The organism is Bosea sp. NBC_00550 (genome assembly GCF_026020075.1).
In the GTDB taxonomy this organism is placed as follows: Bacteria; Pseudomonadota; Alphaproteobacteria; order Rhizobiales; family Beijerinckiaceae; genus Allobosea.
Map to the genome: position 1 here is coordinate 3,055,517 of NZ_CP102772.1, position 13,214 is coordinate 3,068,730.

At 67.4% G+C, this 13,214-nt stretch carries 15 protein-coding genes; 6 read left to right on the forward strand and 9 right to left on the reverse strand.

Annotation, left to right across the window (positions count from 1 at the left end):
* Positions 1 to 29 precede the first annotated feature (29 nt).
* Positions 30 to 1,850 carry a sensor histidine kinase gene (locus NWE53_RS14655; protein ID WP_265050121.1) on the forward strand — a complete coding sequence of 607 codons (1,821 nt, stop codon included), beginning with the start codon at positions 30 to 32 and terminating at the stop codon, positions 1,848 to 1,850.
* A complete protein-coding gene (locus tag NWE53_RS14660) occupies positions 1,847 to 3,223 on the forward strand; it encodes a sigma-54-dependent transcriptional regulator (RefSeq protein WP_265050122.1) in 1,377 nt (458 codons plus the stop codon). The genes NWE53_RS14655 and NWE53_RS14660 overlap by 4 nt, the downstream gene beginning before the upstream one ends.
* 51 nt (positions 3,224 to 3,274) lie before the next feature.
* Here NWE53_RS14660 and NWE53_RS14665 read toward each other — a convergent pair whose 3' ends face one another.
* The 3 genes from NWE53_RS14665 to NWE53_RS14675 form a co-directional block, all read right to left on the reverse strand.
* On the reverse strand, positions 3,275 to 3,538 hold the full coding sequence (locus NWE53_RS14665) for a DksA/TraR family C4-type zinc finger protein (RefSeq protein WP_265050123.1): 264 nt from the start codon (positions 3,536 to 3,538) through the stop codon (positions 3,275 to 3,277).
* 85 nt (positions 3,539 to 3,623) lie between these two features.
* Positions 3,624 to 3,830: a hypothetical protein gene (locus NWE53_RS14670; protein ID WP_265050124.1), complete on the reverse strand. Its 207-nt coding sequence runs from the start codon at positions 3,828 to 3,830 to the stop codon at positions 3,624 to 3,626.
* A 152-nt stretch (positions 3,831 to 3,982) separates the two neighbouring features.
* Positions 3,983 to 4,690 (reverse strand): alpha/beta hydrolase, encoded by a 708-nt coding sequence (locus NWE53_RS14675; RefSeq protein ID WP_265050125.1) that lies wholly within the window; start codon positions 4,688 to 4,690, stop codon positions 3,983 to 3,985.
* 280 nt (positions 4,691 to 4,970) lie between these two features.
* Between NWE53_RS14675 and NWE53_RS14680 the strand changes: the two genes are divergently transcribed.
* Complete coding sequence (locus NWE53_RS14680; protein WP_265050126.1) at positions 4,971 to 5,384, forward strand: DUF2177 family protein; 414 nt, start codon at positions 4,971 to 4,973, stop codon at positions 5,382 to 5,384.
* A 10-nt stretch (positions 5,385 to 5,394) separates the two neighbouring features.
* Here the strand turns inward: NWE53_RS14680 and NWE53_RS14685 are convergent, their stop codons facing one another.
* From NWE53_RS14685 to NWE53_RS14710, 6 genes are all read right to left on the reverse strand, one after another.
* On the reverse strand, positions 5,395 to 6,417 hold the full coding sequence (locus NWE53_RS14685; protein WP_265050127.1) for an SAM-dependent methyltransferase: 1,023 nt from the start codon (positions 6,415 to 6,417) through the stop codon (positions 5,395 to 5,397).
* On the reverse strand, positions 6,414 to 7,217 hold the full coding sequence (locus tag NWE53_RS14690) for a DUF1295 domain-containing protein (RefSeq protein ID WP_265050128.1): 804 nt from the start codon (positions 7,215 to 7,217) through the stop codon (positions 6,414 to 6,416). The genes NWE53_RS14685 and NWE53_RS14690 overlap by 4 nt, the downstream gene beginning before the upstream one ends.
* The gene (locus NWE53_RS14695; protein WP_265050129.1) at positions 7,214 to 7,840 is read right to left on the reverse strand and encodes a ChrR family anti-sigma-E factor; all 627 of its coding nucleotides are present in this window, start codon (positions 7,838 to 7,840) and stop codon (positions 7,214 to 7,216) included. The genes NWE53_RS14690 and NWE53_RS14695 overlap by 4 nt, the downstream gene beginning before the upstream one ends.
* Positions 7,837 to 8,454 carry a sigma-70 family RNA polymerase sigma factor gene (locus tag NWE53_RS14700; RefSeq protein WP_265050130.1) on the reverse strand — a complete coding sequence of 206 codons (618 nt, stop codon included), beginning with the start codon at positions 8,452 to 8,454 and terminating at the stop codon, positions 7,837 to 7,839. The genes NWE53_RS14695 and NWE53_RS14700 overlap by 4 nt, the downstream gene beginning before the upstream one ends.
* 67 nt (positions 8,455 to 8,521) lie before the next feature.
* A complete protein-coding gene (locus tag NWE53_RS14705) occupies positions 8,522 to 8,890 on the reverse strand; it encodes a DUF2147 domain-containing protein (protein ID WP_265050131.1) in 369 nt (122 codons plus the stop codon).
* Positions 8,891 to 8,920: 30 nt separating this feature from the next.
* On the reverse strand, positions 8,921 to 9,520 hold the full coding sequence (locus NWE53_RS14710; RefSeq protein WP_265050132.1) for a hypothetical protein: 600 nt from the start codon (positions 9,518 to 9,520) through the stop codon (positions 8,921 to 8,923).
* A 148-nt stretch (positions 9,521 to 9,668) separates the two neighbouring features.
* Between NWE53_RS14710 and NWE53_RS14715 the strand changes: the two genes are divergently transcribed.
* From NWE53_RS14715 to NWE53_RS14725, 3 genes are read left to right on the forward strand one after another with little or no spacing between them, the layout of a single operon-like run.
* The gene (locus NWE53_RS14715) at positions 9,669 to 11,006 is read left to right on the forward strand and encodes an NAD(P)/FAD-dependent oxidoreductase (protein ID WP_265050133.1); all 1,338 of its coding nucleotides are present in this window, start codon (positions 9,669 to 9,671) and stop codon (positions 11,004 to 11,006) included.
* Positions 11,003 to 11,806, forward strand: a complete 804-nt coding sequence (locus NWE53_RS14720; RefSeq protein ID WP_265050134.1) for a DUF1365 domain-containing protein — start codon at positions 11,003 to 11,005, stop codon at positions 11,804 to 11,806. Before NWE53_RS14715 ends, NWE53_RS14720 begins: the two co-directional genes overlap by 4 nt.
* On the forward strand, positions 11,803 to 13,038 hold the full coding sequence (locus tag NWE53_RS14725) for an SAM-dependent methyltransferase (protein WP_265050135.1): 1,236 nt from the start codon (positions 11,803 to 11,805) through the stop codon (positions 13,036 to 13,038). The genes NWE53_RS14720 and NWE53_RS14725 overlap by 4 nt, the downstream gene beginning before the upstream one ends.
* The last annotated feature ends 176 nt before the right edge of the window (positions 13,039 to 13,214 follow it).

Sequence of the window (13,214 nt, forward strand, 5' to 3'; positions counted from 1 at the left end):
TTGTGCGGAAATCCGCACAACGACAATGCATGAGCCGCCCATTGCTCGATCTGGGGAAAGGCACTGCCAGGCTGTTTTGGCTGGTCTTCGGACTGGCTGCAGCGGCGGTCGCCATCGCGTCGCTGTTCGCCGCCGGCGAGATCGGCCGCAGCCGCGCCATCGCGGGTACGCAGGCCCGCGCCGAGGATGCGGGAACGCTGGCTCTCGCCATCCTGCGCGGCGAACTCGAAAAGCAGCGCGCCCTGCCGGTCATCCTCGCCCGCGATCCGGACGTTAGGCAGGCGCTGGCCGGCGGCAGCCGGCACGGGCTCGACCTCAAGCTGGAGATCATCGCGCGCGAGGCGCGGGCCGCGGTGATCTATCTGCTCGGTCCCGATGGCGTCGCGATCGCGGCCAGCAACTGGAACGAACCGACGAGCTTCGTCGGCAGCGACTACAGTTTCCGCGATTATTTCAGGGGGGCCGTCGCCACCGGAAGCGCAGAGCAGTTCGCGCTCGGCACGGTCAGCCAGCGGCCAGGCCTCTATATCACGCGGCGGATCGAGGAGGCCGGCCAGAGCCTCGGCGTGATCGTCGTCAAGGTCGAGTTCGACCGGGTCGAGGCGGATTGGCGGGCTCTCGGCGGTGAGACCTATGTCGTCGACCGGCGCGGCGTGGTGCTGCTCGCGACGATCGAGGATTGGCGCTTCCGGGTCGAGGCTCCGCTCGACCCAGCGACGGCAGCTGCGATCCGGGATTCGCTTCAGTTCGGCGCAGCGCCGCTGACGCTGCTGCCGCTGCGGCCGCAGGGAGAGCTGGTACAGGGGCTGAGCCCGCTCGCCGGTCGCTATGTCCAGATGCGCCAGCCCGTTCCGACGACGGACTGGGCACTGGAGGTGCTGCTGCCTGTCGATGCGGTGATTACCTCCGGCCGCTCGCAATCGCAGGCGCTGGTCGCGCTCGTGCTGATGCCGGGCGCCGCGCTCGCCGCCTTCGCCCTGCGCCGCCGCCAGCACAATCTGGCACGGCGCGAGGCGGACGCCCGGGCGAAGGCCGAGTTGGAGGAACGCGTCGCCGAACGGACGGCCGAGCTCGCCGGCGCCAATCAACGCCTCGTCGCCGAGATGGCGAAGCGGACCCGGGCGCAGGAGCGCCTGTCAAACGTCAGAGAGGAGTTAGCCAAGGCCAACCGCCTCGCGACACTCGGCCAGATTACCGCCGGCGTTGCCCATGAGGTCAACCAGCCGCTGGCAGCCTTGCGCACCTATGCCGAGAATGCCCGGGCCTTCCTGAAGCGCTCCGACGCCGCCGAGGCCGACGGCGCGCTGGTGCGGATCGTCTCGCTGACGGACCGGATCGGCGCGATCACCGAGGCCCTGCGCGGCTTCGCGCGGCGCGGCAAGGGGCCGCTTGTGCCCGTTCCCGTCGCCAGTGTCATTGAAGGCGCGCTGACCCTGCTGGAAGGCCCGCTGCGTCAGGCCGGCGTGACGCCGGTCGTCACGGCCCCGCCGGAATCGGTCCTCGTCACCGCCCGGCCGATCGAGCTCGAACAGGTGCTGGTCAACCTCCTGCGCAACGCGACCGAGGCCCTGCTCGAAGGCGGCGACCGGGGCGAGCCCGCGCTCGCCATCACCGTCACCCCGCGCGGCGACCGGGTCGAGGTCACGATCACGGATCGCGGCCCCGGCCTGTCGCAGGAAGCGCTGGCGCAGCTCTTCACTCCGTTCAGCACAACGAAGCCGAAGGGGCTCGGACTTGGGCTGGTGATCTCGCAGGACATGGTCACATCGTTTGGCGGCACGCTGACCGCCAGGAGCCGGCCGGGCGACGGCGCGAGCTTCGTCATCGATCTGAAGAGGGCTGCTGCATGACCGATCCCGGCGCTCCCATCGACGCGATCGAGGTCGCCTTCGTCGACGACGATCCCGATCTGCGGGACGCCAATGTGCAGGCGTTGCGCCTGGCCGGGTTCCGGGCGATGGCGCTGCCCTCCGGCCAGGCGGCGCTGCAGCGGATCGGACCCGATTATCCGGGTATCGTCGTCACCGATATCCGCATGCCCGGCATGGATGGGATCGAGCTGTTCCGGCGCTTGCAGGCACTCGACCGTGACATCCCGGTGATCATGATCTCGGGCCATGCCGACATCGAGACGGCGGTCGGCGCGATGAACGAAGGCGCTTACGACTTCATCGCGAAACCCTATGCCGGCGAGCGCCTCGTCGAGAGCCTGCGGCGCGCGGCCGAGAAGCGCGCGCTCATCCTCGAGAACCGCCGCCTGCGGATGCTGGCTGCGCAGGGCGAGGAGGACGGCGCCCTCATCGGCGAAACGGCCGGCATCACCCGCCTGCGCCAGACCATCCGAGAGCTCGCCGATGTCGATGTCGACGTGCTGATCCTCGGCGAGACGGGCACGGGCAAGGAGGTCGTCGCGAGCCTGCTTCACCGTCTCGGCCGGCGGCGCGACAAGCCCTTCGTCGCGCTGAACTGCGGGGCGCTGCCAGACAGCGTCATCGAGAGCGAGCTCTTCGGCTACGAGCCGGGCGCCTTCACCGGCGCGCAGAAACGACGCATCGGCCGCATCGAGCATTCCAGCGGCGGCACGCTTTTCCTCGACGAGCTGGAGAGCATGCCGATCACGGCCCAGGTCAAGCTGCTGCGGGTCCTGGAGATGCGTGAGATCGCGCCGCTCGGCTCGAACGATCTGCGCCGCGTCGATCTGAGGGTCGTGGCCGCGACCAAGGTCGATCTCGGCGACCCCGCGCAACGCGGCGATTTCCGCGAGGATCTGTACTACCGCCTCAACGTGGTGACCCTGCGCATACCGCCGCTGCGCGAGCGCCGCCGCGATATCCCGCTGCTCTTCACCCGCTTCCTGGCGCGGGCCGCGGAAAAATATCGTCGGGAGGTGCCGCCATTGGACCGTGCCGTGGAGCGCCACCTCGTCGAGAACGATTGGCCGGGCAATGTGCGCGAACTCGTCCACTTCGCCGAGCGCGTCGCACTCGGCCTGCCGGACAACCTGCTGCCGGTCCGAAAGCAGGACGAAACCGAAGCGCTGAGCTTGCCCGAACGACTCAACGCCTTTGAGGCGACGCTGATCCGGGAAGCCCTGCAGGAAAACCAGGGCGATGTCCGCGCCGCGCTGGAGAAGCTCCGCATTCCCCGCAAGACGTTCTACGACAAGCTCGCGCGCCACGGCATCGACCGTATCGCCTATGAGCCCGGAACGGTCGGGCGATGAAAGCTCCGCCAATGCCGAGCATTGCGGCGTTTTACAGGCTCTCCGTGACCCCTATCTGAGCTGGCTGTCCTTGCTGCCGCGCCGGTTATAGGCGGATGATGCCGCCGGCCGATCATGGCCCGCCTGGCAATGCACGCAGAGCCGGGCGCCGGGCATGGCGCGGCGGCGCGCTTCGGGGATTTCGTCGCCACATTCCTGGCAATGAATCTCCCCCGGACCGGACGGCAGTTGCGCCCGCGCCAGCCGAACCGCGTCGTTGACGGAATCATCGATCTGATCCTGAACGGCCCCGTCAGGGGCCCAGCCGCTGGCCATCATGCACCTCCTGAGCCAGAGGATATGGGGTCCGTGGCCGAGAATCCAACGCCTGCGCGCCGCCTCCGCCGAAGCTCGTCCCTGCCTAGGAGCCGCTGGCCGCCGCCGCCTTTTCGAGCGCGTTCACGACATCATCGAGGCTCTCCTTCACCCCGAGCAGAAAGTCCTTGCGGAAAGCGATGATCGTGTCCGGTGGCTGGCCCTTGAACGTGTAGACCGCGGCGACCTGATCGGGGTTGACGTAGACGGGCTGGCCGTCCTTCGGCGAGGTGAATTTGCAAAGCTTGGGCATCTGCAGTCTCCATTCGGACCCGCCCGCTGGCGGCATCGGCTTGCCCGGGCAGCGGCGGTTTGTCCGTGGAGATTTCGCTACAAGCTCACGGCGCCTCAGTCCACGGGTGGGCCTGCACAGCCGCAGAAGAAGCATCGTATGCGGTGCGGTATTCAGCGCGTCGAGGTGAGAAACCCCGTGACATCGTCCAGGATCGGCGCCCGCCACTGCAGAAGGCTCGAAATCGCTGCCACTGTTTCGGCGTGGCCGAGCCCGGGATAGATCTTGAGAGAGACCGATCTCGCGCCGGCCCGTTGCAGCGCGACCGCGAGCCGCTCGCTGTTGCGCGGCAGCACGGTGGTATCGTCGGAGCCGGTCACCAGAAGGATCGGCGGAGCGTCGCTGCGCGCAAAGTTGATCGGCTGCGTTTGCGCAAGGTCGCGGGCGTTTCCGAATGCAGCCTTCGTGACCTCGATGTTGAGCGGCAGGAAATCATAAGGGCCCGAAAGCCCGACGGCGGAGCGGATATAACGCGAAGGCAGCCCGGCGGCGGCAAGATAGCGCCTGTCCAGCGTCAGCATCATGGCGTTGTAGGCGCCGGCCGAGTGGCCGATGACGTGAACCTGGCGCGGAGCGCCGCCGTAACGAGCGATGTTGTCACGGACGAAGCGCAGAGCGAGGGCGCCATCCTCGATGAAGACCGGAAAGCGGACCTCGGGAACGAGACGATAATCCGCGATCACGGTGACGAAGCCCCGAGCGGCGAACTCCTCTCCGACGAAGGCGTAGGTCTCCTTGCTGCCATTGGCCCACGAGCCGCCATAGATGAAGAAGACGACCGGCCTGTCGGTACCGCCACCTTGCGGGACATAGATGTCCATGCGCTGCCGGGGATGGCGGCCATAGGCGACATCGCGTGCGCGGTCGGTCAGGCCACCCGGTCGGAGCGTGGAGCAGCCTGGAAGCGCTCCCGCCGCTAGCACAGGAACGATCGCACGGCGGGAGTTTGGGTCGTCATGATCGCCATCGGCTTGAGTGCATTCGGCTTATACGCCCGGCCGGGCCGTTTGGATCCGCGGGGCCGATCATGCGAAAGCGACGCCGCTACTGAACCGGGGCCGCATGCGCGACGTATCTCCATGCACAGCCCCGGAGGTCGTCATGCGCTTCGTCGCCGCCTACATCGCCTTCCTCGTCGCCTTCGGAATCTGCGATGCCATCTGGCTCGGCACGATGACGGCGAGGCTCTATCGGCCGGCCCTCGGCGACCTGATCGTCGAGCAGGTGCGCTACTGGCCCGCGGCACTGTTCTATTTCGGCTTTCCGCTCGGTGTCGTGCACTTCGCGCTCATGCCTGCCCTGCGCGATGGAAGTGCGAGCGCCGCGCTCATCAACGGCGCCCTGATCGGCCTCCTCGCCTATGCGACCTATGACCTGACGAACTACGCCACGCTGCGCCCGTGGACGCTGACGATCACGCTGGCGGACCTCGCCTATGGCACGGTCGTGGTCGGTTTCTGCAGCTGGATCGCCTATGGCGCGGTCCGCCGCGCCATGGAATGGGGCTGGGTTTAGCCCCTGCCCGTCAGGCCGGGCGCAGGCGATAGTGATTGACGCCCCATGACGCCCCGGCCGCATGGCCGAACAGCCCGCTCGTCGCCAGAAAGAACAGGCGCCAGCGCCGACGCCAGAGCGGCGCTTCCGCACCGTAGACCTGGCGTAGAATCGGGTCGATCGTCGGCAGGTTGCGATCGAAATTCGCCAGCCAGTCCTCGGCGGTCGCCCGATAGTGCTCGCCGCTCCAGCGCCACTCCGCCTCGACGGCGAAGAGATCGGGGAACTGATGGGCCAGCGCAGCGCTCGGCATCAGCCCGCCGGTGAAGAAATGCTGCGCGATCCAGTCACCGGTATCGGCGGCATCGAAACGGTAGCAACCCTGCGCATGGGCGAAGACGTGGAAGAACAGCCGCCCGTCCGGCTTCAGCCAGCCATGGATCCGCCCGAGAAGGGCTTGCCAGTTCGCCATATGCTCGAACATCTCCACGGAGACGACGCGGTCGAAGCGCTCCTCCGAGGCGAAATCGTTCATGTCGGCCGTGACCACCCGCAGGTTGACGAGCCGGCGCCGAACGGCCTGCTCCTCGATGAAGGCGCGCTGCGAGGCCGAGTTGGAGACCGAGACGATCCGCGCCTTCGGATAGCGCTCGGCCATCCACAGCGAGAGCGAGCCCCAGCCGCAGCCGAGCTCGAGGATATCCTGCCCATCGGCGAGGTCGGCATGCTCCGCCGTCATCGTCAGCGCCGTCTCTTCCGCAGTCGCCAGGGTATCCCCGGGGTCGGCGTAGTAGCAGCAGGAATACTTCCGCCGCGCTCCGAGAACCTGATCGAAGAAGGCGGCAGGCACCTCGTAATGCTGTGTATTGGCGGTGTCGGTATGAACAGCGATCGGGAACGCCGCCATCCCGCGCGCGAATGCCGCCGCATCGGCGGATTGCGTCGCGAGCGACCGATCCGTGCGCCCGACCAGCGAGGCGATCACCATGCGGCTGACGGCGTCGGGCACGGTCAACCCCTCGCCCCAGTTCGAGAGCCTCTGCATGAAGGTCATGGCATCGCTCCTTTCGGCGGCAGCGGGATCAGCGCGCTGGTTCGGTTCTGGTAGGCCCGATAGGCCGCGCCGTGCTTGGCGAGCATGTGCTCCTCCAATGGCGGGATGCCCGAGATGCGCGTGAGCAGCAGCGTGATGCAGGCCGGCGCCAGCAGAGCGAGCCAGCCCCACGGATAGGACATGCCGGGCGCGATCACCGCGTAGGAGCACCAGAGCAGGCATTCGAAGAAGTAGTTTGGGTGTCGCGACCAGCGCCACAGGCCACGATCGCAGACGCCGCCCCGTCCGGAACGGGCGAAGGCACGCAGCTGCCCGTCCGCGACCGCACCGCCCGCCAGACCGGCGACGAAGACGATGATACCGGCGAGGTCCTGCCATCCCAGCACAGGCGCAGGGCTATGCGCCGCCAGGACGATCCCCAGCGCCAGCGGAATGCTGACCAGCGCCTGAATCTGGAGCAGCCGGACCATCTGCCTAGGGGCATCGTTACCCCAGTCGCGCTTGAGCTTCGCATAGCGCGGGTCCTCGGCGATGCCGCTGGTCCGGCGCGCGATGTGGAGCCCAAGCCGCAGCGCCCAGGCAAGCGCGAGCCCGGCCACCAGCCAGTGCCGCGACATCGGCCCCGCCCCGAACGGCAGCAACGCGCCGGCGATGCCGGTCGCGCCAAGGCCGAAGGTCCAGACCACGTCGATCCAGCCGGAATTGCCGCTGCGGCGTTCGATCAGCGTCGCCAGCGCCATGAACCCCGACATCGCCACGGCCGTGAAAACGACGGCCATGGCGAAGGAGGCGATGGTCACAGCCGCACCAGCGGTTGCAGCAGCCGGCCGAGCCAGCCCTGGAACAGCACGTTTCCGGTCATGGCGACGATGCAGGTGCAGCCCTCGACCGGGTCGACGCGCGGCGTGTGATCATGGTCGGAATCGGCTTCGTCGAAATCGCCGGCCGCATAACGCCCGTATTCGTGCTCGTAGGCGCCCGAGAGGATCGTGGTCCATTCGAGGCCGCTATGCTTGTGATGCGGCAATGCGATGCCCGGCCCGGCGCGCAGCATGAACACGCGCGCTTCCGCGCCGGGAACCTCGACGCGCCGCAGGGCGATCCGGATACCGATCGGCCGCCACGGGCCGAGGCCATAGGGACGCAGCACTCCGGGCAGCCCATGCTCGGTCGCCGGCGAAGCTTGGCCGAACCCTGCAGCATCGGGCCCGACCAGCCGCGAATACGGCGGCCCCATATCCATCGCGACGGGCTCGACCGCATCGAGGAGGGCGCCCTGCACAGCCTGCAGTTCCTGCACCCGCTTCCGGCTCTCGCGATCCGCCTCGACATGGGCGGCGACCACCAGCGCAAGGCCTTCGTCGAGTTGGCCCGCGGCGAACGTAGCCAGCATTTCATCGGATGGACGATGCGCGATGCTCATCGCAAATCCTCCAGTTTGCCGCGCAGATGCGACAGCGCCAGCCGCAGCCGCGACTTGACCGTGCCGAGCGGAATGGCGAGGCGTTGAGCAACATCCTGGTGGCTGAAGCCTTCCAGGAAGGCCAGTTCGACGACGCGATACTGATCGGCAGAAAGCTGCGTCATCGCAGCCCGCACGCGCGCCTCGCGCTCGGCTCCAGCGAGGGTCGTGTCGGGTTGTTCGGGGGCTTCTTCATCCAGGATCTCGTAAACTTGGGACAGCCGCGACCGGGTTTCCCGACGGGCGATGTCGATGCGTTGATTGCGCGCGATGGTCGCGATCCAGGTCGATGCGCTCGCTTTCGCGGGGTCGAACAGCGCCGCCTTGCGCCAGACTGTCAGCAGCGTCTCCTGCGCGACCTCCTCGGCCAGCTCCGCAGGGGTACCGCCGCGCATCAGCAGCCCCTTCACGCGCGGCGCGAAATGGTCGAACAGCGCGACGAAGGCTGCCCGGTCACCCGAGCATGCGATCGCGGCAATCAATGTGTTGGGGTCGAACAAGACGACGAAACGACCTCCTTGCGCTGCTCCCGCCTTGCGCATGCCATCGACAGTCAGGGCGAGTGCGGCAACCATATGCGAGATACGCCGGCGTCGCCGCCCCGGATCACCGGCCGATGGGCTCCGGCAGGACGAGCCGATATCATTCGGCGGCCTTCCAGTTCACGTCGCGGCAGATCAGGCGCCCGACGATGCAGCCGCGCGTGGTGAGCGCGCCGGCCGTCGCCGTGATCGTCATCGAATAGCTCCAGTCGCGCTTGGGATCGTAGGCGTTCCCGGAAAAGGTCCCGTCGGGCTGGCGCGATAGGGTCATGATGAGCTTGTCGCCGGCCGCCTCGCCCTTGCTGGTGTCGCCGATCCAGAGATTGGTGGCGCAGATCTTGTCGCCGCAGGGCGCGATGTGCACGCGCGCATTGCCGTCGTCGCGCAGCCATGTGCCGTCGAGATCGGTAGCGGCCGCGCTCGCGGCCGAAAGAGACGCGAAAGCGAGAGCGAGCGGAAAACGCCTCATGGCAATGTCCTTTCAGCGAATGCCCCTCGTCTACGCGCCACGAGCGCCGCCGGTTTCATCGGAGCGCGAAATCGTGTCGAGGCGGGCAGCGAAGAGCCAGCCGATCAGCGCGGTCAGCGAGGCCGCGCTCAGGAAATTCAGGCGCTGCAGCGCCGCATATTCGCCCTGCTCGTAGAGATGCAGCGGCGCGCCGAGCATCTCCGCAGGCAGCAGATAGGCGACGAATGCGAGCGCAGCGAAGCCCAGGGCAAACGCCCGTTCGGAGCGGCGAAACAGCAGCAGCGCGAGCACGAGGCAAGGAAACAGGAAGACTTCGACGCCTGAGCCCGGGCCGAACGCGACGCGGCACAGCAGCGTGTTGCCGATGCCAGCCATTAGCAAAAGCGAGCGCCCGAGAAGTGGGCTGCGGCGCATCGCGGCCGGCACCGCCGCGAAGAAGGGCGTCGACAGGAAGGTGACGTAGGACGGAGAGATCGTCGGCGACACCGCCCAGTAGAGATAAAGCGGATAGAAAGGCTGGTTCGAGACGATCACGAGCGCGATGGTATTGGCGATCGCCGCTCGCGGGTCGGGATGCGCGGCATAGGCGCCGATCGCCGCGATCACTCGCTTCAGGCCATTCGCACTCATCGCCCAACCCTCGCGACTCTCCGATCCCTCTTCGCTTACGCCGCAGCCCGGCCTTCGGGTCACCCGGCCAACGCGCTTTTGACGATCCGCGGCAAATCCAGAACGGAGCCCCCCGCGTATACCCCTCATGAAAAGCGGGGATGCGGAGATGGAACGGGCGCTGGACAAGCCGATGAGGATCGCTGTGATCGGTGCCGGTATCTCCGGCCTCTCCGCCGCCTGGCTGCTGGGACAGGCGCACGACGTCGTGCTGTTCGAGGCCGCCGCTCGGCTCGGCGGGCACGCCAACACGGTTCGCGTCGCCGGGGATGGCGGCGAGACGGCGGTCGATACCGGCTTCATCGTCTACAACGAGGCGACCTATCCGAATTTCATCGCGCTGATGGAGCATCTTGGCGTCGCGACGCAGCCGACCGAGATGTCCTTTGCAGTATCGCTCGACGACGGCCGCCTGGAATATAGCGGCACCAGCATCACCGGGCTGTTCGCTCAACGCAGCAACCTGTTCCGCCCGCGCTTCTGGGCGATGCTGCAGGACATCCGTCGCTTCTACCGCGCCGCATCGCGTGATGCTCTGATCGGCGTTGCGGCGGAGATTTCGCTGGGCGACTACCTCGCAGCCGGCTGTTATGGCGCCGCCTTCCGGGACGACCACCTTCTGCCGATGGCCGCGGCGATCTGGTCGGCGCCCTGCGCGGAAATCCTGTCCTATCCTGCCGCGGCCTTCCTGCGTTTCCATCACAATCACGGGCTACTCCAGCTCACCGATCGGCCGGCCTGGCGCACCGTGACCGGCGGCAGCGCCGTCTATGTCGAGAGGCTGCGCAACGCCTTTTCGGGTGAGGTCAGGACCGGCTCGCCGGTGAGGCAAGTCAGGCGCGGGCCGAACGAGGTCGTGCTCGCGGGCGACGGCTGGAGCGAGCGCTTCGACCAGGTCGTCTTCGCTGTTCATGCCGACCAGACGCTGGCCCTGCTCGCCGACCCCGGCACGGCGGAGGCCGAGGCACTCGGTGCCTTCCGCTACAGCCGCAACCGTACCGTGCTGCATGGCGACACGGCCCTGATGCCTCGGCGCCGGCGAGCCTGGGCAAGCTGGAACCATATCGGCGACCGGAGCCGGCCAGAGGCCGCCTGCGCCGTCACCTATTGGATGAACCGGCTTCAAGGCCTGCCGCAGGAGCGGCCGCTCTTCGTCACCCTCAACCCGCCGGACACGCTCCGCAAGGAGACCATCCTCCATGAGGAGATCTACGAGCACCCGCTGTTCGATGCCGCCGCGCTCGACGCGCAGACGCGGCTCTGGTCGCTGCAGGGCAGTCGGCGCAGCTGGTTCTGCGGCGCCTATTTCGGATCCGGTTTTCATGAGGACGGGCTACAGGCCGGGCTCGCGGTCGCCGAGGCGCTCGGCGGCGTGCGGCGGCCCTGGCGCGTGCGCGACGAGTCCGGCCGCATCCCGTTGCCCGCTCAGCGCGAGCAGGCGGCATGAGCTGGAACTCCGCCCTTTACGTCGGGCAGGTGCGACACCGCCGGTTCCGGCCGAAACCGCATGCCCTGGCCTATCGCGTCTTCTGGATGCTGCTCGACCTCGAGGAGATCGATGCGCTCGCCGCGAGCCTGAGAACCTTCTCGCGCAATCGCTTCAATCTCTACGCCTTTCGCGATGCCGATTACGGCGACCGTAGCGGGCGACCCTTGCGGGCGCAGATCGGCGAAGCTCTGGCGAGCGCCGATATCCCCTGGGACGATGGCCCGATCCGGCTGCTGACGATGCCGCGTATCCTCGGCTACGCCTTCAACCCGATCAGCACCTATTTCTGCCATCGCCGTGACGGCAGCCTCTGCGCCACCGTCTATGAGGTGCACAACACCTTCGGCGAGATCCACAGCTACGTCGCGCCGGCCGATGCCTCGGGAGAGCCGCTCCGGCAGGAGGCCCGCAAGCTCCTCCATGTCTCGCCCTTCATGGGTCTGGCGATGCGCTATGCCTTCCAGGTCGTACCGCCCGCAGAGAATGTCTCAATCACCATCGACGGTCACGATGCCGGGGGCCGGCTGATCGCCGCCACGATGAGCGGCAGGCGCGCGGCAGTGAGCGACGCGGCACTGCTGCGGCTGCTGGCGAGCCACCCGCTCCTGACCTTGAAAGTCACCGCCGCCATTCATTGGCATGCGCTACGTCTGCTGGCGAAGCGCATTCCCTGGCGGCCGCATCCGGCCCCACCGGAACAGCCCTTCAGCCCGGGCAACGCCGTGACGCCTCATGCGAAAGGACCGATACAGCCATGAGCCGGCCCGAGACAGAGCAGAATCTCCCCATGGTCGAGCAATCGCTTGAGCTGCCGCGCGGCATCAGCCTGTCGCGCTGGTTCCTGCGCCGCGCGCTCGCGCGCATCGCCGTCGGCCGCCTGACCGTCGTCACGCCCGAGGGCGAGCGCCTCCAGAACGGACATGGCGCACCCGGCCCTCAGGCCACGCTGATCCTGAAGAAGTGGCGCGCGATGCGGCGGCTGCTGCTCGACGGCGATATCGGACTGGCCGAGGCCTATCGCGACGGCGATCTCGATACGCCCGATCTCACCGCATTGATCGAGCTCGGCGCGCGCAACGATGCCACGCTGCGCCGGCTGACCTCCGGCGCGTGGCCGGCACGCCTGCTCAATCGCTTCCGGCATGTGCGGAATGCCAATACCCGCGCGGGCAGCCGCCGCAACATCACGGCGCATTACGACCTCGGCAACGCGTTCTACGGCCATTGGCTCGACGCCAGCATGATGTACTCCTCGGCGCTCTACGAAACGCCGACGGAAACCCTCGAAGCCGCGCAGCAGCGCAGGCTCGACAGGATCGTCGCCATGCTCGACCTTTCCGGCGGCGAGCATATCCTCGAGATCGGCTGCGGCTGGGGCGCGCTGGCGGAGCGGCTGGCCCGCGAAGGCTGCCGCGTGACCGCGATCACCCTGTCGCCTTCGCAACTCGAGGCAGCGCAGCGGCGCATTGCCGAGGCCGGCCTGGGCGAACGCGTCAGCCTGCAACTGCAGGACTACCGCGACATCTCCGGCCAGTTCGACCGCATCGTCTCGATCGAGATGATCGAGGCGGTCGGGCGGGGATATTGGCCGTCCTACTTCGCCACCTTGCGCCGCTCGCTACGGCCCGGCGGCCGGGTCGTCCTGCAGGCGATCACGATCGACGAACATATGTTCGAGGACTATCAGCAGGGCACCGATTTCATCCAGCGCTACATCTTCCCCGGCGGCTGCCTGCCATCCGTCCCTGCGGTGAAGAGCAAGGCGGAAGCAGCCGGTCTCTCCGTCACCGAGCAACTCGACTTCGGCGAGAGCTACGCCTTGACGCTCAAGGAGTGGCGCCGGCGTTTTCTGGAGCGCTGGTCCGAGATCGCACCGCTCGGCTTCGACGAGCCTTTTCGCCGGTTGTGGGAGTTCTACCTCTGCTATTGCGAAGCCGGCTTCAGGGCACGAACCATCGACGTCAACCTGATCGCGTTGCGGGGCAGCTGATCCACGCGCAGCCCGCTTATCCCGAAGCGAGCGAGATGCTTCCCTGCAGGGTTGAACCGATTTCGGTAGCGGGCGATGCGCCCACTACCGAGCGGTTGACATGGCGATGACGACGAAGCTGCCATCGCCATCGCGCAACAGATCGTCAATCCAGGAAGCTGCGTATTTGCACCGAC